The organism is Enterobacter sp. MGH 38 (assembly GCF_000492855.1).
Taxonomy (GTDB): Bacteria; Pseudomonadota; Gammaproteobacteria; order Enterobacterales; family Enterobacteriaceae; genus Enterobacter; species Enterobacter hormaechei_C.
In genome coordinates this window covers 2,382,550-2,406,566 of record NZ_KI535608.1, presented here as the reverse complement: position 1 = coordinate 2,406,566, position 24,017 = coordinate 2,382,550, and the positions used below count along the sequence as shown (strand labels likewise).

Sequence of the window (24,017 nt, the reverse complement as noted above, 5' to 3'; positions counted from 1 at the left end):
GATGCGGATAGCACGCCTGATTCGCTCCCGCTGGCTGTGGCTGGCGGGAGCGCTTCTCGTTTCAGGGGGGCTGATTGTCGTCGCTGACCGCGTGTGGCCGTTGCCCCTGAAAGAGGTCAACCCTGCGCGAGTGGTGGTGGATGAGCAGGGTGTTCCGTTGTGGCGTTTTGCCGACAGCGAAGGCATCTGGCGCTATCCGGTTACCATTAAAGAGGTTTCCCCACGCTATCTCGAGGCGCTGATCCAGTATGAAGATCGCTGGTTCTGGGATCACCCGGGCGTCAATCCGCTTTCTGTAGTGCGTGCCGCCTGGCAGGATCTCACCTCCGGGAGAGTGGTTTCTGGCGGGAGCACGCTTACCATGCAGGTGGCACGCCTTCTGGATCCGCATCCGCGAACCTTTGGCGGTAAAATTCGTCAGCTGTGGCGGGCGATGCAGCTGGAGTGGCATCTCTCCAAGCGTGAAATCCTGACGCTGTATCTGAACCGTGCCCCGTTTGGCGGCACGTTGCAGGGCGTGGGCGCGGCAAGCTGGACTTACCTTGGCAAACCGCCGTCTCAGCTGAGCTATTCCGACGCGGCGCTGCTGGCTGTACTACCACAAGCACCCAGCCGTCTGCGCCCGGACCGCTGGCCGGAACGTGCCGAAGCGGCGCGGAACAAAGTACTCGACCGCATGCTGACTCAGGGCGTCTGGTCTGAGAAGCAGGTGAAAGAGTCCCGTGAAGAGCCGGTCTGGCTGGCCCCCCGGCAGATGCCGCAGCTGGCGCCGCTCTTTTCCCGCATGATGCTGAGTAAAAGTCGTGACACAAAAATAGTCACCACGCTGGATGCAGCATTGCAACGACAGCTTGAAGAGCTGGCAATGAACTGGAAATCACGCCTGCCCGCCCGCAGTTCGCTGGCGATGATCGTCGTGGATCATACATCCATGAAAGTGCGTGGCTGGGTAGGCTCGGTAGATATCAATGATGACAGCCGTTTCAGCCACGTAGATATGGTCAATGCGATCCGATCGCCGGGATCGGTTCTCAAACCATTCATCTATGGCATGGCGCTGGACGATGGTCTGATCCATCCCGCTTCGTTATTACAGGATGTTCCAAGAAAAACGGGGGATTATCGTCCCGGCAACTTTGACAGCGGCTTCCATGGGCCGGTCAGTATGAGCGAAGCCCTGGTGCGTTCCCTCAACCTGCCTGCGGTGCAGGTTCTGGAAGCGTACGGCCCAAAACGTTTTGCCGGAATGCTGAGCAACGCGGGATTACCGCTCATTCTGCCTGCGGGGGCACAGCCCAACCTCTCTCTGATCCTGGGGGGCGCAGGCGCACGCCTGGCTGATATCGCTGCCGCCTATAGCGCCTTTGCGCGTCAGGGTAAGGCGGGCCGGCTGCGTTTACAGCCGGGCGATCCGCTGATCGAAGGTCCGCTGTTATCGCAGGGGGCGGCGTGGATTATTCGTCGCATTCTCGCTAATGAAGCACAGCCCCTGCCGGACAGTGCGCTGCCCCAGGTTGCGCCGCTGGCGTGGAAAACGGGCACCAGCTATGGCTACCGGGATGCCTGGGCCATCGGCCTGAATGCCCGCTATGTCATCGGAATCTGGACCGGACGCCCGGACGGCACGCCCGTTGCCGGGCAGTTTGGTTTCGCCAGCGCGGTACCGCTCCTGAATCAGGTCAATAACATGCTTCAGTCCCGCTCGATGGTGGATGAAGCGCGCCTGCCGCGCGATCCGCGTCCCGCAAGCGTAGGACGGGGCGTGATTTGCTGGCCGGGGGGCCAGTCCCTGCCTGAAGGGAGCGAAAACTGTCGGCGTCGGCTGTCAACCTGGCTGCTGGAAGGCAGTGAACCGCCTACGCTGCTGCTGCCGGAACAGGAAGGTATTCGCGGGATCCGTTTCCCGGTCTGGCTGGATAAAGAAGGCAAACGCGTTGCGGCGGATTGTCCTGATGCGACAGAAAAAGTGCTGGATGTCTGGCCGCTGCCGCTGGAGCCCTGGCTGCCTGCTGCCGAAAAACGGGCTGCTCGTCTCCCCGCCCGTTCAGCAATTTGCCCTCCGCTGGATAACCATAATGCGGCGCCGCTGATGTTGTCAGGCGTCAGAGAAGGGGCGGTAATTAAACGTCTTCCAGGTGAGAAAAATATTACCCTCAACGTTTTAACCAGCGGCGGGGAGGGGCAACGATGGTGGTTTTTGAATGGCGAACCGCTGGACGGGCATCAGAAGAATTATTCACTGCAATTATATTTGCCTGGTAAATATCAATTAATTGTATTAGATGAAACAGGACAAACGGTGACGGTGAATTTTGAATTAGATCGCTAAGTGTTACTCCTCAAGAGTTAGCTTGATAATTATCAATATTCGTTCCTGAAAAAAAACGAGAATGCGTTTTTATTTGAAGGAACGAGCAATGAAAAAAAATAAACATCAGGGAGAAGGGCTTATTCCCGCCATATCCCGGCGTCATTTTATTCAGGCAGGGTCGGCGCTCGCCGCCCTGCCGTTTGTCGTCAAAACCGGCAAAGTACAGGCACAGGACGCGGCGGTTTCAGACGCTACGCCTGAAGAAAAAGTGGTGCAAACCTGTAGTACGTTTGACTGCGGCGGCAAGTGTGATATTCGTGCTCACGTCAGTGATGGCGTTGTGACCCGAATTTCAACGCGACCGGATAACGCGCTGGATCCGCAGATGCCAGTGATGCGCGCCTGCGTTCGGGGTCGGGCTTATCGGAAATTTGTTTATCATCCCGATCGGCTTAAATATCCAATGAAACGCGTGGGTAAACGTGGCGAAGGAAAATTCGAACGTATTACCTGGGATGAAGCCACCACCCTTATTGCGAATCAATTAAAAACTATTACGCAAAAATACGGTGCTGCGTCACGCTATGTTCATGTGGGCACCGCGGTGTCCGGCGGGACCTTTTCCGGCGATAAAATGGTTCGTCGTCTGCTCAACTTAACCGGCGGCTATCTCGAAAGCTATCACTCGGTCAGTATGGGTAACACGGCGGCGGCAACGCCGTATACCTATGGCACCGCCGCCAGCGGCAGCTCTCTGGACACGCTGCTGGACACCAAACTGGTCATTCTCTGGGGGCATAACCCGACGGAAACCATCTTCGGGCACAGCAACCACTTCTACCAGAAGATGAAGCAAAACGGCACGCGCTTCATTGTTGTCGACCCACGCTATTCCGATACGGTTTCCTCCCTTGCCGATCAGTGGATCCCATTGCTTCCTGCCACGGACAACGCCCTGATGGACGCGATGATGTATGTGATCGTCACGGAGAATCTGCACGATCGCGACTTTATTCAACGCTACACCCTGGGCTTTGACGAAGACGCCATGCCAGAAGGCGTTCCGGCCAATGAATCCCTGATGGCTTACCTGAGCGGTGCAAAGGATGGCGTGGCGAAAACGCCCGAGTGGGCAGAGAAAATCACTCACGTGCCTGCACAAACTATTCGTCAGCTGGCGCGCGACTACGCAACCACCAAACCCGCCGCGCTGATCCAGGGCTGGGGACCGCAGCGTCACAACTGCGGCGAGCGCACCGCGCGCGGCTCGACGATACTGGCCACGCTGACGGGTAACGTTGGGGTGAAAGGCGGCTGGGCAGCAGGCTATGGAGGCTGCGCAAACCGCAAATTTGCGGCCGGGCCAGAGATGCCGGACAACCCGGTCAAAGCCAAAATTTCGGTCATGAACTGGGTGCAGGCTGCTGATGATGCTTCTAAGGTAACCGCGGAAGATGGCCTGAAGGATGCTGAGAAGCTGGACAGCAATATCCGCATCCTGTTCTCGCTGGCGGGCAATTATCTGGCTAACCAGAACCCGGATCTTCATCAGGCAACCCGTGTCCTGGAAGACGAGTCGAAAATCGAGTTTATCGTCGCAAGCGATCTGTTTATGACGCCTAGCGCCAGATACGCCGACCTGCTTTTGCCGGAAACCAGCTTTATGGAACGCTGGAATATCGGCGAAACCTGGGGCACGGCAAGCTATCTGATCCTGTCAGAAAAGCTCATTGAACCTGAATTTGAACGCCGTTCAGACTACGACTGGCTGCGGGAGGTCGCTGCTAAGCTTGGCGTCGAGCCAGCGTTCAGCGAGGGCCGTGACGAAAAAGCGTGGATTGAGCACATCTGGGAGCAGACGCGGCTGTCCATGCCGGATGAAAACCTGCCGGACTTCGCGACGCTACAGAAGACGCGTCAGCATCTTTTCAAAAGCGCGCCGTACGTTGCCTTTGAAGACAACATTCGCGATCCGCAGAATCATCCGTTCCCGACGCCGTCCGGAAAAATTGAGATCTTCTCGAAGCGTCTGTACGACATGCATCACCCGGAAATTCCGGCGCTGTCGCACTACGTGCCTGCCCATGAAGGGCCGGAAGACGAGCTGGCGAAAACCTTCCCGCTCCAGCTGATCACCTGGAAAGGGAAAAACCGCGCTAACTCCACCCAGTACGCCAACCCGTGGTTAATTGAGGCGCAGCAGCAAAAGCTGTGGATCAACCCGCAGGATGCGCAAAAGCGCGGCATTGCGCAGGGGGATACCGTGCGTATTCATAACGCGCGCGGCATTTGCGAGATCCCGGCGGAGGTCACGCCGCGCATCATTCCAGGCGTGGTGGCCATGCAGGCAGGCGCCTGGTGGCAGCCGGACGAGCAGGGTATCGATAAAGGCGGCTGCGCGAACGTGCTCAGTTCCGCCCGTATTACCGCGCTTGCGAAAGGGAATTCCCATCAAACCATGCTGGTGGAGGTAGCTAAAGCATGAGTCAGTTTAAACATTACGCACCGGTGAGCGACAAACAGCTGGGTTTTTATATCGACTCTTCTCGCTGCTCGGGCTGCAAGGCATGCCAGGTGGCGTGCAAAGATAAAAACAACCTTGAGGTCGGACGTCGTTTCCGTCGCGTTTATGAAGTCAATGGCGGGAATTTCATCCCAACCGGGCAGGGCGGCGTCAGCAACAATGTGTTTGCCTACACGCTCTCTATTTCCTGTAACCACTGTGCAGACCCAATCTGCACTAAAAACTGTCCGACCACGGCGATGCACAAGCGTCCGGGAGACGGCATTGTGCGCGTTGATACTGATAAGTGCGTCGGCTGCGGCTACTGCGCGTGGTCTTGCCCTTACGGCGCGCCACAGCTCAACGAGCAGACCGGGCAGATGTCCAAATGTGATTTCTGCGTGGATCTCCAGGCGAAGGGAGAGCAGCCCGTCTGTGTGGCAACCTGTCCACTCGAAGCGATTAAATTCGGGCCGATTGATGAACTGCGGGCGAAGTATGGTGCGGTCTGTGATGTGAAAGGCTTGCCTGATTCCTCCATCACCAAACCAAACCTGGTGATCAAAGCGCATCAGGGCGCAGAGAAAGAGGGGAAACGTCATGCATGAGTTACCGCTGCTGATTTTTACGCTGTTCCTGCAAGGATCGGTTGGCGTTACGCTGTGGCTGGCGTTCGGAAGCACGCAACGTAGCGCGCTGCTGCCGGCTGCCGGAGCGTTTGTGCTGGCGAGCCTGGGGCTGCTTGCCTCCGCGCTGCACATGGGCTATCCGCTTAATGCTTTTAACGCGCTGCGCCACGTATCCAGCTCCTGGCTGAGCCGTGAGATTATCTTTGCCAGTCTTTATCTTGCGGCACTTGGCCTCGCAACGCTGCTGATGTTTGTCAAAAAGCCTGGCTGGAAGCCACTGCTGGTTGTGGCAGGTCTTGTCGGGCTGGTGGATGTGTTCTGCATGGCGCAGATCTACATGCACGCATCCGTGGTGACATGGCAGCATGTTAACACTCTGGTGCTGTTTATCGGTTCGGTGGGGATTATCGGTTCAGCCTGCATGGTTGTTGGGACGCGTTCCCAGTCAACCGTGCGTGCGGCGGTTGTCATTATCACGCTGCTGGTGCTTGTGCGTCTGGTGATGCAGCCCGTCTGGCTGGCAGATATTACGGCTATGGACCACACCGTGGTGACGTTCCCTCACGCACCGCTACAGATGCTGGAGCAACTGCGAACCGTTCATCTGCTGAGCTGGTGCGTATCCGTTGCGGGTATGCTGTGCTTTGCTGCGGGCGGCTTAAAAGCGGCGCGAGGCACAATGCTGTTGGGCAGCGCCTTGCTAATTGTGGGTGAGCTGATGCTGCGCTTTGTTTTCTTCAGTATTGGCTGATGGGCGGATTAACCTTTGCCCCGGCGATGGACGTGACGCATGCGTGCGTCCGTCGTCGTTTTCGCCACTCTTCCTGCTGTGCCTGCGCGGACGTCTGTCCCGTGCAGGCTTTTTCTTTTACCGACTCAGGCGTCTCGGTTGATGACAGCCGCTGTATTGAATGCGGTGACTGCCTGTTCGTCTGCCCCGCTGGGGCCATCACCGGCATCACGCCGCGAAAACGCTTTCTGAGTGGCGATACGCTTGTTGGGCCGTTTACTGACCGTGCACCAGGGGTGAATGAGCTTCTGCTGTGGCACGCGCAGTACCACGTTCGTTTTATCAGTATCGACGCGGAGCAGAATCCTGACTGGTTGCTGGCGATTGCCCGGCTGAATCTGGCGCTTCGTCGACGCGGTGAAGCGGCGTGGGCGTTTAAACATATACCCGTCAACGAGGTTAATACCGCCCGGCGTGCGCTGATGCACGTTCCCCGTGAGGATGTCCGGGTCTGTAGCGTCGTGGCCGGTCAGCGTGAGCTGCGCAGGGCGTTTTCTGCGTTTAGCGAGGCAGAGATAACTCTCGATACCGAATCCTGCGTACTCTGCGGCGCGTGCTGGCGGAGTTGTACGGAAAACGCGATTCGGTTTGAGAACGCTGAACTGGTCGTGGAAACCGGACGCTGTACGGGGTGCGGCGGCTGCGAAGCGGTATGCCAGCATGCGGCGATAAACGTGACGCAAACAGAAGGAACAGCGAAAAGCGTGACCATACCGGCATATGAAGCCGTTTGCCTGACGTGCCACCGTCATTTCTGGTCATTTACGTCTGATGAAAAGCAGTGTCCGCTCTGTTTTCATCATCAACGCGGTATGCGAAATACGAGCTGTTGCTAATCTTCGTCTCATTTTAAAAAAATGTTATGCATAACCATAGGCAATGGCGCTATTGCTCTTTATAATCCGCGCCACACCATACTCAGGTATGCAAAAACAACAGAACATTTTACAGAGGTTATCAATGGCTATTGAACGTACTTTTTCCATCATCAAACCAAACGCGGTGGCAAAAAACGTTATTGGCAGCATCTTTGCTCGCTTTGAATCAGCAGGGTTTAAGATCGTTGGCACCAAAATGCTGCACCTGACCGTTGAGCAGGCTCGCGGTTTCTACGCTGAGCACGAAGGTCGCCCATTCTTTGACGGTCTGGTCGAGTTCATGACTTCTGGCCCAATCGTGGTATCCGTACTGGAAGGCGAAAACGCGGTACAGCGTCACCGCGATCTGCTGGGTGCAACCAACCCGGACAACGCACTGGCAGGTACTCTGCGCGCCGACTACGCAGACAGCTTCACCGAGAACGGCACCCACGGTTCCGACTCTGTTGAATCTGCTGCGCGCGAAATCGCGTTCTTCTTCGCTGAAGGCGAAGTGTGCCCGCGCACTCGCTAATAATTTCGTAAATGCCGCGTGCAAACGTGGCATCCCTGCGCCAGACTTTGTACAATGCAACGCCCCGGACGAGCAGACTGCTTACCGGGGCGTTTCTTTTCAACCCACCAAGGGCCACAACGTGTAACAACGAGGCCGGAAAAAATTATGTCTGAATTAGTGAATACCTCCGAAGTCGCCATTCCTGCGGTTCCCAATAAAAATGGAAAAATTAACCTGCTGGACCTGAACCGTCAGCAGATGCGCGAGTTCTTTAAAGAGATGGGCGAGAAGCCGTTTCGTGCCGATCAGGTCATGAAATGGATGTACCACTATTGCAGCGACAACTTTGATGACATGACGGACATCAACAAAGTGCTGCGCAATAAGCTTAAAGAAGTGGCTGAAATCCGCGCACCGGAAGTGGTGGAAGAGCAGCGCTCTTCAGATGGCACCATCAAGTGGGCCATTGCCGTTGGCGATCAGCGCGTTGAAACCGTGTATATCCCGGAAGACGATCGCGCCACGCTGTGCGTCTCTTCTCAGGTGGGCTGTGCGCTGGAGTGCAAATTCTGCTCTACGGCGCAGCAGGGCTTTAACCGTAACCTGCGCGTGTCGGAAATCATCGGCCAGGTCTGGCGTGCCGCGAAAATCGTGGGCGCGGCGAAAGTCACCGGTACACGTCCAATCACCAACGTGGTGATGATGGGGATGGGTGAACCGCTGCTCAACCTGACCAACGTCGTTCCGGCGATGGAAATTATGCTCGACGATTTCGGTTTTGGCCTGTCCAAGCGCCGCGTTACGCTCTCTACTTCCGGCGTGGTGCCTGCGCTGGACAAACTGGGCGATATGATTGACGTTGCGCTGGCCATCTCTCTTCACGCGCCAAACGACGCCATCCGTGACGAAATTGTGCCGATCAACAAAAAGTACAATATCGAAACCTTCCTGGCTGGCGTGCGCCGTTACCTGGAGAAATCCAACGCTAACCAGGGCCGTGTGACCATTGAATACGTGATGCTGGATCATGTTAACGACGGTACCGAGCATGCACATGAGCTGGCTGAACTGCTGAAAGATACGCCATGCAAGATCAACCTGATCCCATGGAACCCGTTCCCGGGCGCGCCGTATGGCCGTAGCTCGAACAGCCGTATCGATCGCTTCTCAAAAGTGCTGATGGAGTATGGTTTCACCACCATCGTACGTAAAACGCGTGGCGACGATATCGACGCAGCCTGTGGCCAGCTGGCGGGTGACGTTATTGACCGTACCAAACGTACGCTGCGTAAGCGTATGCAGGGTGAGTCAATCGCGGTTAAAACCGTTTGATTATTATGCAGACACGGCGCATTTTTTGCGCCGTGAAGCATTAATTTACTGAATATTCAGTCACAATCATCACGACTGATTAATAATTACGGTGCGTTTCATACGACTTTCGGGCAGTATGTAACGACGTAACAACAGTTTAGCGTGAAGGCCTGCCAGCGCTGTCATCTGCGGCCCGACAGTCTTATACTGTTTGTTCCAGGTTAACTGACCTAAAGTTTCGCGGTGCGGGTGGCATTGTGACTCACCGGCACCTGAACCCTTATTTTCACGTACCAGTAGTTGTAGCGAATGAATACTGAAGCCACTCACGATCAAAATGCAGCACTCTCCACTGGCGTTCGTCTTCGCAACGCCCGTGAACAACTCGGACTTAGCCAGCAAGCCGTTGCAGAACGCCTGTGCCTGAAGGTTTCCACCGTTCGCGATATTGAAGAAGATAAGGCACCCGCCGATCTGGCTTCAACGTTTCTGCGCGGTTATATCCGTTCTTACGCCAAACTGGTTCATATCCCTGAAGACGAATTACTGCCGATGATGGAGAAGCAGGCGCCTGTGCGTGCGGCAAAAGTTGCGCCGATGCAAAGCTTCTCTCTGGGTAAACGTCGTAAAAAACGCGATGGCTGGCTGATGAGCTTTACCTGGCTGGTCCTGTTTGTGGTTGTTGGCCTGACGGGCGCATGGTGGTGGCAAAACCACAAAGCGCAGCAGGAAGAGATCACCACCATGGCCGATCAGTCCTCCGCTGAGCTTAATCAGTCTGGTAATAACGGCGCGCAAAGCGTGCCGTTGAGCACCGAAGGGGCGACCTCCAGCGAACCTCAGTCGGCAGCAAGCAACACGCCTGCAACCGAGCCAGCGGCGACGCCAGAAGCGACGGCGAATACCGCGCCAGCCACCCAGACCCAGGATCAGAACGCGGTCGTATCACCTTCTCAGGCCAATGTTGATACCGCCCCTGCGGCAACGGCACCGGCAGAGAACACCGCGGCGTCACTGCCAACTGACCCGGCTGGCACGGCGGCACCTGCCGTGGACCCGAATGCGCTGGTGATGAATTTTACGGCTGATTGCTGGCTGGAAGTGACTGACGCGACAGGTAAAAAGCTGTTCAGCGGCCTGCAACGTAAAGATGGCACGTTAAATCTAACGGGCCAGGCACCTTACAAGCTTAAAATCGGCGCACCGGCAGCGGTACAGATCCAGTATCAAGGAAAACCTGTCGATCTGAGCCGCTTTATCAGAACTAACCAGGTTGCGCGTCTTACCGTTAATGCCGAACAATCAGCAGCACAGTAACAGACGGGCAATGCGGGAGATTTTACATGCATAACCAGGCTCCTATTCAACGTAGAAAATCGAAACGGATTTACGTTGGGAACGTGCCAATCGGCGATGGGGCGCCTATCGCCGTCCAGTCGATGACCAATACGCGTACTACGGATGTAGAAGCGACGGTCAATCAAATCAAAGCATTAGAACGCGTCGGCGCGGACATTGTTCGCGTCTCTGTGCCTACCATGGACGCCGCCGAGGCGTTCAAACTGATCAAGCAGCAGGTGAGTGTTCCGCTGGTTGCCGATATTCACTTCGATTACCGTATCGCGCTGAAAGTCGCTGAATACGGTGTCGATTGTCTGCGTATTAACCCAGGCAACATCGGCAACGAAGAGCGCATTCGCATGGTGGTTGACTGCGCCCGCGACAAAAACATTCCAATCCGTATCGGCGTAAACGCTGGCTCTCTGGAAAAAGATCTCCAGGAAAAGTACGGTGAGCCGACGCCGCAGGCGCTGCTCGAATCCGCCATGCGTCACGTCGATCACCTGGATCGCCTTAACTTCGATCAGTTCAAAGTGAGCGTGAAAGCGTCTGACGTCTTCCTGGCCGTTGAATCGTATCGTCTGCTGGCAAAACAGATCGATCAGCCGCTGCATCTTGGCATCACCGAGGCGGGCGGTCTGCGCAGCGGTTCGGTAAAATCGGCGATTGGTCTCGGCCTGCTGCTCTCTGAAGGCATCGGCGACACGTTACGCGTCTCCCTGGCCGCCGATCCGGTGGAAGAGATCAAAGTCGGTTTCGACATCCTGAAATCACTGCGTATCCGCGCGCGTGGGATCAACTTCATCGCCTGCCCAACCTGTTCACGTCAGGAGTTTGACGTGATTGGCACCGTGAATGCTCTGGAGCAGCGCCTGGAAGACATCATCACCCCGATGGACGTTTCCATCATCGGCTGCGTGGTGAACGGTCCGGGTGAAGCGCTGGTGTCCACGCTGGGCGTGACCGGCGGTAACAAGAAAAGTGGTCTCTATGAGGATGGCGTTCGTAAAGATCGTCTGGATAATAGTGACATGATCGACCAGCTCGAAGCCCGCATTCGTGCAAAAGCGACGATGATGGACGAAGCGCAGCGCATCAGCGTTCAGCAGGTTGAAAAATAACGTGATGGGAAGCAGGCTGCTTCCCATGTATGATTGAACCCATTCTTTGGGTTCTTTTTTGTATATAGAAAGAGAATAAACGTGGCAAAAAACATTCAAGCCATCCGCGGCATGAACGATTATCTGCCTGGCGAAACCGCCATCTGGCAGCGCATTGAAGGCACACTGAAGCAGGTGCTCGGCAGCTACGGTTACAGCGAAATTCGTTTGCCGATTGTAGAGCAGACCCCGTTATTCAAACGCGCGATCGGCGAAGTAACCGACGTGGTTGAAAAAGAGATGTATACCTTTGAGGACCGCAACGGCGACAGCCTGACCCTGCGTCCTGAGGGGACGGCGGGTTGCGTACGCGCCGGCATCGAACATGGTCTCCTGTACAATCAGGAGCAGCGCCTGTGGTATATCGGCCCGATGTTCCGCCACGAACGTCCGCAAAAAGGCCGCTACCGTCAGTTCAACCAGCTTGGCGTGGAAGTGTTTGGTCTGCAAGGACCAGATATCGATGCTGAACTGATTATGCTGACTGCCCGCTGGTGGCGTGCGCTCGGTATTTCTGAACACGTATCCCTGGAGCTGAACTCTATCGGTTCTCTGGAAGCGCGTGCGAACTATCGCGATGCGCTGGTGGCGTTCCTGGAACAGCACAAAGAGAAGCTCGACGAAGACTGTAAGCGTCGTATGTACAGCAACCCGCTGCGCGTACTCGATTCCAAAAATCCTGACGTACAGGCGCTGCTGAACGATGCGCCAGCGCTGGGTGACTACCTGGATGAGGATTCTCGCGAACACTTTGCCGGCCTGTGCAAGCTGCTTGAAGCGGCGGGCATTGCTTATACCGTTAACCAGCGTCTGGTGCGCGGTCTGGACTACTACAACCGCACCGTATTTGAGTGGGTCACCACCAGCCTCGGTTCGCAGGGCACCGTCTGTGCTGGCGGTCGTTATGACGGTCTGGTCGAGCAACTGGGTGGTCGCGCAGCACCGGCAGTAGGCTTCGCGATGGGCCTTGAGCGACTTGTTTTGCTGGTTCAGGCAGTTAATCCGGAATTTAAAGCCGATCCTGTTGTCGATATATACCTGGTGGCCTCAGGTGCGGATACGCAGTCTGCGGCAATGCAGCTTGCCGAACGCGTGCGCGATGCGCTGCCGGACGTTAAGCTGATGACCAACCACGGCGGCGGCAACTTTAAAAAACAGTTTGCTCGTGCCGATAAGTGGGGCGCAAGTATCGCACTGGTGCTGGGTGAGTCCGAAGTGGCCAACGGCGAAGTGGTAGTTAAAGACCTGCGCTCTGGTGAGCAAACTACGGTAACGCAGGATGGCGTTGCGGCGCACTTGCGCACTCTATTGGGCTAAGGAGAAGGACTGCGTGGAAATTTACGAGAACGAACACGACCAGGTTGATGCGGTTAAACGCTTCTTTGCTGAAAACGGCAAGGCACTGGTTGTAGGGGTTATTTTAGGTGTTGGTGCGCTGGTAGGCTGGCGTTACTGGAACAATCATCAGGCTGACTCTGCTCGCGGTTCGTCCCTGAACTACGAAAATACCGTTAGCGCAATCCGTGCCGATCAGCCGCAAACGCTGACGGCTGCGGAGAAATTTGCCGCTGACAACAAAAACACCTACGGCGCGCTGGCTGCGCTGGAAGTGGCTCAGCAGTATGTTGATAAAAACGAACTGGACAAAGCCGCTGCGCAACTGTCTCAGGGGCTTGCTGCTGCCAGTGACGATAATCTGAAAGCGGTGATCAATCTGCGTCTGGCGCGTATCCAGGTTCAGCAGAAAAAAGCCGACGACGCGCTCAAAACGCTTGATACCATCAAAGGCGAAGGCTTTGCCGCTATTGTTGCCGATCTTCGCGGTGAAGCACTGCTGAGTAAGGGTGATAAAGCGGGCGCGCGTAAAGCGTGGCAAGCTGGCGTGGATAGTAAAGCTTCACCTGCGCTGAGCGAAATGATGCAGATGAAAATAAATAATTTGTCCGTCTGAGAGGGACCCAATGCAATTGCGTAAATTACTTCTGCCAGGACTGCTTTCTGTTACGTTATTGAGTGGTTGTTCACTGTTCAGTGGCGAAGAAGACGTTGTTAAAATGTCCCCGCTGCCGACGGTTGAAAACCAGTTCACCCCATCTACCGCCTGGGACACTTCCGTAGGCGATGGTATTGGCGATTTTTATTCCAACCTGCACCCGGCATTTGCTGACGGCGTTGTCTATGCGGCCGATCGCAAAGGCACCGTTAAAGCGCTGAACGCTGATGACGGAAAAGAAGTGTGGTCCATTAACCTGGCGGAAAAAGACGGCTGGTTCTCCCGTAAACCTGCACTGCTTTCTGGCGGCCTGACCGTTACTGGCGGTCACGTGTATGTGGGCAGCGAAAAAGCGCAGGTTTACGCGCTGAATGCCAGCGACGGTTCGGTTGCATGGCAGACCACCGTTGCCGGTGAATCCTTGTCGCGTCCGGTTGTCAGCGACGGCCTGGTGCTGATCCATACCAGCAACGGCCAGTTGCAGGCGCTGAACGAAGCCGATGGTCTGGTAAAATGGACGGTTAACCTGGATATGCCAGCGCTGTCTCTGCGTGGTGAATCTGCTCCGGCAACCGCATTTGGTGCCGCCATTGTGGGCGGTGACAACGGCCGTGTCAGTGCGGTACTGATGCAGCAGGGCCAGATGATCTGGCAGCAGCGTATTTCCCAGGCGACCGGTTCAACTGAAATCGACCGTCTGAGTGACGTGGACACCACGCCAGTTATCGTCGACGGTGTGGTTTACGCGCTGGCGTATAACGGCAACCTGACGGCGCTGGACCTGCGTAGCGGCCAGATCATGTGGAAACGTGAGCTGGGTTCCGTGAACGATTTCATCGTCGACGGCAACCGTATTTATATGGTGGATCAGAACGACCGCCTGCTGGCGCTGAGCACCGAAGGTGGCGTAACGCTGTGGACGCAAAGCGATCTGCTGCACCGTCTGCTGACCGCACCGGCACTGTATAACGGCAGCCTGGTGGTGGGCGACAGCGAAGGCTATATGCACTGGATCGATCCAGAGAATGGCCGCTTCGTGGCACAGCAGAAAGTGGATAGCTCAGGCTTCCTGACGGAGCCCGTTGTGGCTGACGGCAAACTTCTGATTCAGGCAAAAGACGGCACGCTGTACGCGATCACGCGTTAATTACACGGCGGTTGTAGTATACTAAACGGCTCCTGTTCACTCAGGAGCCGTTTTGACATTTTTAAAAACGCTGCGAAAGCGACGTTATTTTGAATTTTATGAGGCTTCAAACATGGTACCTGTGGTCGCGCTTGTCGGGCGCCCTAACGTTGGAAAATCCACTCTTTTTAACCGTTTAACACGCACCCGTGATGCGCTGGTTGCGGATTTCCCGGGGCTGACGCGTGACCGTAAGTACGGTCGTGCAGAGGTGGAAGGACGCGAGTTCATCTGTATCGATACCGGGGGTATTGACGGTACGGAAGACGGCGTAGAAACCCGCATGGCAGAGCAATCTCTGCTGGCTATCGAAGAAGCAGATGTGGTTCTGTTTATGGTGGATGCTCGCGCTGGCCTGATGCCCGCGGATTCTGCTATCGCTAAACATCTGCGTTCACGCGAAAAGCCAACCTTCCTGGTGGCGAACAAAACTGACGGCATCGATGCCGATCAGGCCATTGCGGATTTCTGGTCTTTAGGCCTGGGCGATATCTATCCTATCGCGGCCTCGCATGGCCGTGGCGTCACCAGCCTGCTGGAAACCGTTCTGCTGCCGTGGGTTGATGAAGTAAACCCACCGGAAGAGGTGGACGAGGACGCTGAATACTGGGCGCAGTTTGAAGCCGGAGAAGAAGGAGAGGAAGAGCCGGAAGACGACTTCAACCCGCAGGATCTGCCTATCAAGCTGGCTATCGTGGGTCGCCCAAACGTGGGTAAGTCTACGCTTACTAACCGTATTCTCGGCGAAGAGCGCGTGGTGGTTTACGACATGCCAGGCACAACGCGTGACAGCATCTACATTCCAATGCAGCGCGATGAACGTGAGTACGTACTTATCGACACCGCAGGGGTGCGTAAGCGCGGGAAAATCACCGATGTGGTGGAAAAATTCTCGGTGATCAAGACCCTTCAGGCGATTGAAGACGCCAACGTGGTGCTGCTGGTTATTGACGCACGTGAAGGTATCTCCGATCAGGATCTCTCTCTGCTCGGCTTTATCCTCAATAGTGGGCGCTCACTGGTTATCGTCGTCAACAAGTGGGACGGCCTGAGCAATGAAGTGCGCGAGCAGGTGAAAGAGACGCTGGACTTCCGTCTGGGCTTTATCGACTTTGCCCGCGTTCACTTTATCTCTGCCCTGCACGGGAGTGGTGTCGGCAACCTGTTCGAATCCGTTCGTGAAGCTTATGACAGCTCTACCCGCCGTCAGAGCACGGCGATGCTGACCCGTATCATGAACATGGCTGCTGAAGACCACCAGCCGCCGCTGGTGCGCGGTCGTCGCGTGAAGCTGAAATATGCTCACGCCGGGGGATATAACCCGCCTATCGTGGTGATCCACGGTAACCAGGTGAAGGATCTGCCGGACTCCTACAAACGCTACCTGATGAACTACTTCCGCAAGTCGCTGGACGTGATGGGTACGCCTATCCGTATTCAGTTCAAGGAAGGGGAAAACCCGTTTGCGAATAAACGCAACACCCTGACGCCGAACCAGATGCGTAAGCGTAAGCGTTTGATTAAGCACATTAAGAAAAGCAAATAAGCTTTCATCGTAAATTGCTAGCTATCATAAGCATCCTAAAGCCCGAATATTTCGGGCTTTTTTGTTTTCAGGGGCTATCATAAGAGTTCAGGAAAGTGCATCCTTTAGGTGTACACAGATGTGTACCCAGCATGCTGTTATGTCGTTTTGGGTACACCTTTACGCTTTTGGGTACACTTTTTGATGTACCAGTAGATTGTTAGGTATACGTGCATGCCAAAACTTACCGATATGCAGATCCGAGCGTGGATCAAGAGTGGCGAACGATTCGAGGGTAGGTCCGATGGCGAAGGACTTTATCTCCGCTTTCGCAAAGAAGACAAAACTCCATTCTGGCGTTTTCGATACAAACTTGCCGGCAAGCCTCGGACCTTAATGATTGGTTCTTATTCTGTTATCTCGCTTGCTAAAGCAAGGGAGATTGCTAAGGAACTTGCAGCCCGTGTTGCTCTTGGGCATGACGTGGCTGCAGAGAAGCAACAACGCAAGGCTGAAGCGATAGCGAAAATTGAAGCTGAAAAGAACGCTATCCACGTTTCTGAACTTGCAGCTGAGTATTACTCTCGTCAGATCGAGCCTACGTATAAGCATCCAGAGCTTTTCCTCGCTAGCCTGCAAAAGAATATTGTGGCCTTAATTGGAAAAATGAAGGTCGAAGAAGTTCGCCCACGCCACGTTGATAGTGTTCTTCAAGACGTTCTTAAGCGTGGGTCGCCCACAGTCGCTAATGACGTTCTCCGTATGCTCAAACGCCTGTTTGACTTCGCGGTCGTTCGAGGCATGATTGATGTTAATCCTGCTATATCATTCGGCTCAAAAGATGCTGGGGGAAAGGAGAAGGGAAGAAAGCGGGCATTGAGTCGTGATGAGTTAATAATGTTCTTTAAAGCGCTGCGTAGTGGGCAAGGAATCAGCAGGGAAAATGAGCTAGTTTTTAAACTTATTTTGGCGCTGGGTGTGCGCAAAATGGAGTTATGTGCTGCTGAATGGACTGAGTTCGATCTTGAGAAGGGCGTCTGGCATCTTCCCGGCTCAAGAGCAAAGAATGGCGATGAGATTGATATACCATTGGCGCAGCCGGTGATCGAGTGGATAAAAGAAATAAGACTTTTTGCTGGAAACAGCCGTTGGTTTATACCCGGCAGGAGAGCCAGTAGCAGAACTCACATTAGCCGAGCAACTCTCAATATGGTCATGCCGTCTGTGTTGAGGGAAATGCATGGAATCGAGCCGTTCAGTATTCATGACTTGCGCCGTACTATGCGCACTCAAATGGCGGCGTTAGGCATTGATCCTTTGATAGCCGAGCGTTGCCTAAACCATAAAATCCCCGGCGTTGAAGGTATCTATAACCGGCACCAGTACTTCGAAGAGAGAAAAGCTGCATTATCGTGTTGGGCCGAATTAATGGTGACGTTGGAAAGAGGGGATAACTGAGGAGTTATGACATCTAAAGTGAAAGGGAGTAAAGCATGAAAGACATCTTGAGGAAATCACCAATTGAGAGGTTATGTGCTTCTGTATCCATCACGCCACAGGAAATGGCATTGGCACTCGCCGGTTTGAATCCACTAATGCGTCTCAGTGATGTACCCCCTGAGCACTCTGACTATGTTGATCTTACTCGCAAATCAATTGCGAGGGCGCTAAAAGTTCACAGGGATAAAAAAATAACTACAGATGAAGCTTGTAACGCCTTAGACATTTTTTTAGCTGCTTTCCCGTTCGTTGAAGAAAGTACACCCGAAGTAATCGCTCAAAAAGTTAAAGAAGCTATTGATGATTTGCGCGGCACTAAAGGATGGGAGGAGAAGGCTCGTAATTTAGGTGGCCTGCAGCTTATAAATTACATAAAAGAAACAAACAGAAGTGGACGTGGCCAACATCGTAAACAAGATGAACAGGAAGGAACGATGAAGATGATGGGGGTTCTCATCCATCTCTTAGTTAAAAAGTCCGGGGCATCCTCATATGTTAACTCGGGAAAGCCCAATATAAGTGCAATTTATAGTGACGTATTGGAATTGTTAGAATCTGAAGGTTTATCAACGAAAGGCATAAGCCGAGCGGCATTTGCAGCAAAGGCAAAACAGGCGCTATTAGCGATGTATGCTGCAGAATAGAGTTTAGTTAGAGTGCCCGTTGCGTACTTGCACGAAGACAAAATGGGCATCTTATCGGTTTTCATTACTCAATATTTATCCGCCTTACTAAGCTGTTCCGCAACAAAAAAACTCATTCATTTCCTGATCTCCCCCCCTCGATATCCACTTTCCCCTTTTATGTCATGGTTAGTCCGCTGTATTACTTAGCGCACTTGTACGCAGTTTCGCGCAGTTTTGTGCGGTTTTATGATGTTGTGGGCTATTGAATATTGTTGGATGACGTTGAGTGATGTTGAGTGATACGACGTTATGCATTGGTAGGTTAAGTCTTCTCATATAACCTCACTGCAAGTCATAGCTGGGCATTAACGGCCAATAACAGTCATTAACAGCCAATGTAACCCATTGAGTTACATGTGATGAGCATACATACCAAATGATACCTAGAGATACCTAGACCTACAAAAAGATGTAAAGCGTTGATAACTCATCATGTTCGTATGACTTGTAATGTCCTGTTTTATAACAGTGATCAAATTTTCGGCGGTCACCTTGTTTTTCAAAAGATATTCATTATTTCAAAAGAAACCCAATTTCTTTCAAAAGAATCTATTTATGCTGGAAATGCTGCGTAAGGAATCATTAAACTTCATCTAACCTTACCAGCTATCACAGGAGCATAAAAATGTTGGAAAAACAGGAAGTTTACTCAGCTATTCCTACTGAAGGTTACATCCGTCGTTTCCGTATGCCTGCGTTGCTTGGGGTATCCATGCCCACAATTGATCGTTGGGTCAAAAATGGAATCTTGCCACGTCCCGTCAAGTTAAGTGACAACGTGACTGCTTTTGATGCGCTAGAGATTAATCGCTGGCTAGAAGAGCGGCGCAAAGCTAACTAAGTCAGATCTTCACTTCTGTAAATTAGATTCGAGGAAAAGTATGAAATCAAATAATGGCCTTAATGGTCAGGGCTTCCCTCACCCTGAAAACTGTAGTGATGATATTTCCGTTATCAATTTTGAGGGGCTAAAAGTTCGCATTGTTAAGCTCAATGGTGAACCGTGGTTCGTTGCAAAGGATGTTTGCGCGGCGCTGGAATTATCCAATTCGCGTATGGCGTTGCAGGCTCTGGATGATGACGAGAGAAATACCGTAACTTTAACTTACGGTATTCGTGGAAACCCAAATCATAGTGCTGTCTCTGAATCTGGTTTCTACAAACTGATCGCCCGTAGCCGCAAAGCTACTACGGCAGGCACATTCGCCCATCGTTTCAGTAATTGGGTATTTCGCGAGGTGATTCCCTCAATCCGCAAAACTGGCTCTTATGGCGTGCCGTTCGTGTTCCTGAACGATTTTAGCCGGCGTATGGCAGCCTATCAGCAGGAGGCCAGTAAACGCGGTTATAAGTTGCAGCAATGTAAGGGTGCTAAAGAGGCTCTTGAGCGCGAGGAGATTCAACTGTGGCGTAAGTATCAGCCTGAGCTGTTAGGTGAAGATGTTCACGAGCCGTTCACTGAGGTTCGCCCAGCTACGGATGGAAACAACAATCGGGTTCATGAATAACTTGCGTGCTCTTGCGATGTAGAGCACTCAAAATAAGTTTGTCGCGACAGCTCACTAAACAATTCAAAAAGGTTAATGCCATGAAGAACAATTATGCCCGTCTGGGGCAGGGCTTCGCTCACCCTAAAAACTCCTTGCCTTGTTATTCAACTGAAGGGTATGCTTTAAAAGCACCAGCAAAATCTGGTGTCGGGCGTGAGAACCCGGATAAGCAAAAGGCGATACCAGACGCCTATAGCGTCTTTTTTTGTGTCGTAAAGCCAGTACATCTTCATTCTGCGGGGAAGATCCGCGTCGAATCTATGGTGGCGCTGGCGGGGCAGCCGAAAGGCTGGCCGGTATCCTTTTGCACCGGTATTCTCACCCCCGTCAGTGTCACCACCCTTTATGAGCGTGAGAACTCAGGTGGTGACTCCAGTAAGCAAAAGGAGGCTGCCACATGGCTACTACCCCAACCCAAAAACTGCCCAAATTCACCTGGCTTTTCCTCGGTACGCCGAAAGGCCGGACCTGCACTCCCGTTGTTATCCGCATCGTTGCCGACAGTGAGCAAGAGGCCCGCGAGTTTTATTCCCGCTGGGATCTTATCTTTGCCGCCAAAATTCGCTCTGAATGTTCGCTTTATCAGTACAGCAGCGGCGCGTTTGAACTGGATGTTGCGAAATTGGGAGGTAGCCATGTTTAACCTACAGACCCTGACAGCTAAAGCCCGCGAGCTGCGCGGTAACGTGGTAAAAGCTACTACCACGAAAGGCACCCGCACCATGACGCCCGTTTACGAACGGGAAGAGCAGCGCAAACTGCGCGAACGTATCCAGCAGACCCAGCCGGACTGGGTTTTACTCTGGTGGGATATTGCGACCGTTACCGGCTGGCGTACCAGCGACGTGTGCAACTTCCGTTACTCCTGCATCAACTGGGAAACCGGCATTGCAACAATTATCGTAGCGAAGCAGACCAAAGCAGCGGAAGCCAGAGCGACCCGGAAGGGGATCGAGATTGTTCGCCAGCAGCGCAAGGACGCCGCCCGGCTTGCTGGCGATCACATTGGGTACATGCACTGGGATAGCGTGAGCTGCGACGAGCTGGCCGCCGGCATGACGGAAGAAGAACAGGCGATCGTGTTTGAGCTGGTGGCAAAGGCTGAAGTTAAGCACGATACCAAACAGCTGCCGCCGGGCATCATCAAACGACTGCGTGAACGCATGGAGCGCAATCTTATCGGTGACGACCTGGTATTTTCCCGCAGCCAGATTGAAAGTAACCGTTGCCAGTCTCTGGAAGGTAGCGTGAGCCGCCAGACGATCTGGAAGAAACTGCACAACGTAATGGTGTGGTTTACCCGAGTGGTAAACACGCGTCTGCGGCTGAGTGCCTATTCCAGCCGCAAGATTGCCGCCTTTAATCTCATGTCCGCCGGCGGCGAACAGGGTTTGCTGGTCGCCTCTGAAATGCTCGGGCACAGTAACCCGGCAATCACCCGAACTTACCTCCAGTTAGGCAGCAAGGCCTCCGCCATTCAATCCCGTCTGGCCATGGAGGTATCTGTATGAAAATGGTTATCCAGTTTTGCCGTCTCGGCGCTTTTGCCGATCACGTATCTGAGCAATTAAATAGTGCGCGATATTGTTTTGCCAGCCAGTTATTAAGGGACGGGGAGGAGAAATTGTGACTCCTGTTTACGATCTGGTTCGCCGGGCCGACGGCAGAAACGTTTTCAGTTTCCCGGCCGGCGGCCGCTATCTGGTGGACACGTCAAATGGTCTTCAGTCGATGCGCCCCCTTATGGACGACGAGATCATTTTTACGGTGGAGAGTGCCGCGCGCTTTCTGAGGAAAATTGGTTATCAGGTAATCCCGCCAGCGGCGTGAGGTAAAAAATATGACGATTAAAAATTCCGGCTTAGCTGCTGGTGGCCGCGCTCACCCTGAAATCAGGCCGGGCGATAAATGGAAGGACGGTCGGGGCAACATCGTAATTATCGAAAGTTACCGATTCGACAGAGTGACATATTGCCGCGAGGGGTACAGCTCACCCTGTTTTTGCACGCCAGAAAGACTGGTGCGGGAATTTGAATTTGTTTCTTCCGCGCCGGTCGCCGGCGAAAAAGATATCGATCGGATTATGCGGGTACAGGGCATCGAGCGAATTCGTGTCATGCGGGAAATCATCAGGGAGCGAGGGAACAGAAAATGAAGAATGCACCAAACCTTAAAAAGCAGCCGGCGGATCTCATGGAGGAGTCAATCATCTTTGCCGGCGCCGATGCCTGGACGTTCGCCAAAGCATGGCAGGAAATGAACCCGATTGGCGACACGGTGCCGCCGGTTGTGCTGGATAAAAAGCAGCTGGCGGAGCTGGAGAATATCCGCATTGTTGATGATGGCCGGCTCTATGCCCGGGTTTGCCGCGGCGGGCATCTGACCGAACGGCAGATAACCATTCTCGCGACAAAGCTGGCGGTGGCCGGCGTGGAGCGCGCGCAATTCTACTCTGAAGGTTATCAGCTTCTGGAGGACTGGACGCCCCAGTTGCCGCGCCTCAAAGCCGATGCGGAAGCCGGCAAAAGCATGGTGATCGGCAAACCGCTGACGGATGTAAACCTTCGCGACCTGGCTGATAACGAAAAGGCGCTCATACTGGCCGCGCGTTACACCGGCATTGCGATCAATGAAAACAGCGAAGGCGTGTACGTCTACCGCGCGGGCATCTGGGAGAAAACGTCACTGCTCGAGCTGAGCCGCGAAATGGTGTCTATCTACAACGAGAACAAAACCAACTTCAGCAAGCGCGCGATCAACAACGTTATCGACGCCCTGAAAATCGTTATCCCGGTAATGGGGGAGCCGCGGCGCAGCCTGATCCCCTTTGCTAATGGCGTCTACGATATGGAAACCGGCGTTTTCTCCGAACACAGCCAGGATAACTGGCTGACCAACCACAACGGCGTGACCTACACACCGGCGGTGCCGGGCGAAAACCTCCGCGACCACGCGCCGAACTTCCATAAGTGGCTAAGTTACGCATCAGATAGAGACGCAATTAAGATGCAGCGCATCGCTGCGGCGCTCTTTATGGTGCTGGCAAACCGGTACGACTGGCAGCTCTTCCTCGAGATAACCGGGGAGGGCGGCAGCGGGAAAAGCGTCTTTACCCACATCGCCACGATGCTGGCCGGCGCGCATAACACCGCCAGCGGGAACATGGCGGCGCTCGACAGCGCGCGCGGGCGGGCGCAGTTCGTCGGCAAGAGCATGATAACGCTTCCTGATCAGCCCAAATATTCAGGAGAGGGCACCGGGATAAAAGCGATAACCGGCGGGGATGCCGTGGAGATAGACCCGAAACACGAGCACCAGTACACCGCCGTTCTGCGGGCGGTGGTTGTGGCCACGAACAACACGCCGATGATTTTCACCGAGCGTGCCGGCGGCGTTTCCCGGCGCCGCGTAATTTTCCAGTTTAACCGGCGCGTCAGCGAAGAGGATAAGGATCCCGAACTGGCAGAAAAGATATCCGCTGAAATTCCGGTGGTTGTTCGCCGGCTGCTGGCGAACTTTGCGAACCCGGAAAAAGCGCGGGCGCTGTTGCTGGAGCAACGGAACAGCGAAGAAGCGTTGGAGGTGAAGCAGAAAACGGATCCCCTGTACGCCTTCTGTGCGCATCTGGAGCGCCTGGCTGATTGCGTGGGAATGCTGGTGGGCAATCGTAATCCGCCTCATCGCCCCCGCATTTACCTCTATCACGCTTATCTGACGTTTCTTGAGGCGAACGGTTTCGAGAAGCCGCTGACGCTGAATAAATTCTCTGAGGGAATGGAAAGCGCCATGCGGGAGTTTAATCACGAGTACCGCAAGGAGAGAAAGACCCGCGGCGTGGTGACGAACGTCGAACTTTCAGAGAGTGCGGAGGACTGGCTGCCGCAGGCGCACCCGTTACCTGAGGAAAAAAGATGAATGTTTAGCTAAATATGGCGAAAGGTGTTCATAGTGTTCATTGATTGGGTAAAGTTCAATTGAATCAATAAGATTGACTATGAACACCTTTGTGTAAGGTATTCATAGGGTATTCATAGTGTTCATAGGTCACTTTAACTCTGTGCTCATTAAGTAAACAGAAATATGAACACCATGAACACTTGTAAACCCTGTATGTAACCGGTGTTCATGGGTTAATGTATTGTTTTGTCTGTAATT

At 53.8% G+C, this 24,017-nt stretch carries 22 protein-coding genes and 1 pseudogene; all 23 read left to right on the top strand.

What is annotated here, in order from left to right; genetic code table 11:
- Position 1 precedes the first annotated feature (1 nt).
- The 23 genes and pseudogenes from pbpC to L384_RS00430 all read left to right on the top strand — a co-directional run bounded on the left by pbpC (position 2) and on the right by L384_RS00430 (position 23,777).
- Positions 2-2,329, top strand: coding sequence for a peptidoglycan glycosyltransferase PbpC (gene pbpC / locus L384_RS00325; protein ID WP_023325066.1), 2,328 nt, complete (start codon positions 2-4; stop codon positions 2,327-2,329).
- 88 nt (positions 2,330-2,417) lie between these two features.
- A complete protein-coding gene (locus L384_RS00330; protein ID WP_023325065.1) occupies positions 2,418-4,796 on the top strand; it encodes a DMSO/selenate family reductase complex A subunit in 2,379 nt (792 codons plus the stop codon).
- Complete coding sequence (locus L384_RS00335; protein WP_003860631.1) at positions 4,793-5,422, top strand: DMSO/selenate family reductase complex B subunit; 630 nt, start codon at positions 4,793-4,795, stop codon at positions 5,420-5,422. Before L384_RS00330 ends, L384_RS00335 begins: the two co-directional genes overlap by 4 nt.
- Positions 5,415-6,194 carry a dimethyl sulfoxide reductase anchor subunit family protein gene (locus tag L384_RS00340; protein WP_023325064.1) on the top strand — a complete coding sequence of 260 codons (780 nt, stop codon included), beginning with the start codon at positions 5,415-5,417 and terminating at the stop codon, positions 6,192-6,194. Before L384_RS00335 ends, L384_RS00340 begins: the two co-directional genes overlap by 8 nt.
- A complete protein-coding gene (locus L384_RS00345) occupies positions 6,194-7,069 on the top strand; it encodes a 4Fe-4S binding protein (RefSeq protein ID WP_023325063.1) in 876 nt (291 codons plus the stop codon). The genes L384_RS00340 and L384_RS00345 overlap by 1 nt, the downstream gene beginning before the upstream one ends.
- Before the next feature lie 124 nt (positions 7,070-7,193).
- Entirely contained in the window at positions 7,194-7,625 is a 432-nt protein-coding gene (gene ndk, locus L384_RS00350) for a nucleoside-diphosphate kinase (protein WP_003860625.1), read from the top strand.
- A 147-nt stretch (positions 7,626-7,772) separates the two neighbouring features.
- A complete protein-coding gene (locus tag L384_RS00355) occupies positions 7,773-8,939 on the top strand; it encodes a dual-specificity RNA methyltransferase RlmN (protein WP_003860623.1) in 1,167 nt (388 codons plus the stop codon).
- 291 nt (positions 8,940-9,230) lie between these two features.
- Positions 9,231-10,238, top strand: coding sequence for a cytoskeleton protein RodZ (gene rodZ, locus L384_RS00360; protein WP_023325062.1), 1,008 nt, complete (start codon positions 9,231-9,233; stop codon positions 10,236-10,238).
- Between the two features lie 26 nt (positions 10,239-10,264).
- Positions 10,265-11,383 carry a flavodoxin-dependent (E)-4-hydroxy-3-methylbut-2-enyl-diphosphate synthase gene (ispG, locus tag L384_RS00365; protein ID WP_003860619.1) on the top strand — a complete coding sequence of 373 codons (1,119 nt, stop codon included), beginning with the start codon at positions 10,265-10,267 and terminating at the stop codon, positions 11,381-11,383.
- A gap of 81 nt (positions 11,384-11,464) precedes the next feature.
- Positions 11,465-12,739 carry a histidine--tRNA ligase gene (hisS, locus tag L384_RS00370; RefSeq protein ID WP_022649001.1) on the top strand — a complete coding sequence of 425 codons (1,275 nt, stop codon included), beginning with the start codon at positions 11,465-11,467 and terminating at the stop codon, positions 12,737-12,739.
- A 13-nt stretch (positions 12,740-12,752) separates the two neighbouring features.
- The gene (locus tag L384_RS00375) at positions 12,753-13,373 is read left to right on the top strand and encodes a YfgM family protein (protein WP_003860614.1); all 621 of its coding nucleotides are present in this window, start codon (positions 12,753-12,755) and stop codon (positions 13,371-13,373) included.
- A gap of 10 nt (positions 13,374-13,383) precedes the next feature.
- Positions 13,384-14,562, top strand: a complete 1,179-nt coding sequence (gene bamB, locus L384_RS00380; protein WP_003860612.1) for an outer membrane protein assembly factor BamB — start codon at positions 13,384-13,386, stop codon at positions 14,560-14,562.
- A 112-nt stretch (positions 14,563-14,674) separates the two neighbouring features.
- A complete protein-coding gene (gene der, locus L384_RS00385; protein WP_003860611.1) occupies positions 14,675-16,147 on the top strand; it encodes a ribosome biogenesis GTPase Der in 1,473 nt (490 codons plus the stop codon).
- Positions 16,148-16,360: 213 nt separating this feature from the next.
- Complete coding sequence (locus tag L384_RS00390; RefSeq protein ID WP_023325061.1) at positions 16,361-17,584, top strand: tyrosine-type recombinase/integrase; 1,224 nt, start codon at positions 16,361-16,363, stop codon at positions 17,582-17,584.
- Between the two features lie 35 nt (positions 17,585-17,619).
- A complete protein-coding gene (locus tag L384_RS00395) occupies positions 17,620-18,270 on the top strand; it encodes a hypothetical protein (protein ID WP_023325060.1) in 651 nt (216 codons plus the stop codon).
- A gap of 667 nt (positions 18,271-18,937) precedes the next feature.
- On the top strand, positions 18,938-19,153 hold the full coding sequence (locus L384_RS00400) for a helix-turn-helix transcriptional regulator (protein WP_023325059.1): 216 nt from the start codon (positions 18,938-18,940) through the stop codon (positions 19,151-19,153).
- Positions 19,154-19,193: 40 nt separating this feature from the next.
- Complete coding sequence (locus L384_RS00405; RefSeq protein WP_023325058.1) at positions 19,194-19,820, top strand: BRO-N domain-containing protein; 627 nt, start codon at positions 19,194-19,196, stop codon at positions 19,818-19,820.
- A gap of 80 nt (positions 19,821-19,900) precedes the next feature.
- Positions 19,901-20,212 (top strand): annotated as a pseudogene (locus L384_RS22680) (ash family protein); the annotation flags it as partial.
- Between the two features lie 47 nt (positions 20,213-20,259).
- Positions 20,260-20,505, top strand: coding sequence for a host cell division inhibitor Icd-like protein (locus L384_RS22720; RefSeq protein WP_020802552.1), 246 nt, complete (start codon positions 20,260-20,262; stop codon positions 20,503-20,505).
- The gene (locus tag L384_RS00415) at positions 20,498-21,373 is read left to right on the top strand and encodes a tyrosine-type recombinase/integrase (RefSeq protein WP_023299399.1); all 876 of its coding nucleotides are present in this window, start codon (positions 20,498-20,500) and stop codon (positions 21,371-21,373) included. The genes L384_RS22720 and L384_RS00415 overlap by 8 nt, the downstream gene beginning before the upstream one ends.
- Positions 21,374-21,488: 115 nt before the next feature.
- A complete protein-coding gene (locus L384_RS00420) occupies positions 21,489-21,692 on the top strand; it encodes a hypothetical protein (RefSeq protein WP_023325056.1) in 204 nt (67 codons plus the stop codon).
- 10 nt (positions 21,693-21,702) lie between these two features.
- Entirely contained in the window at positions 21,703-22,017 is a 315-nt protein-coding gene (locus L384_RS00425) for a DUF4222 domain-containing protein (protein ID WP_023325055.1), read from the top strand.
- Entirely contained in the window at positions 22,014-23,777 is a 1,764-nt protein-coding gene (locus L384_RS00430; RefSeq protein WP_023325054.1) for a DNA primase family protein, read from the top strand. Before L384_RS00425 ends, L384_RS00430 begins: the two co-directional genes overlap by 4 nt.
- Positions 23,778-24,017 lie beyond the last annotated feature (240 nt).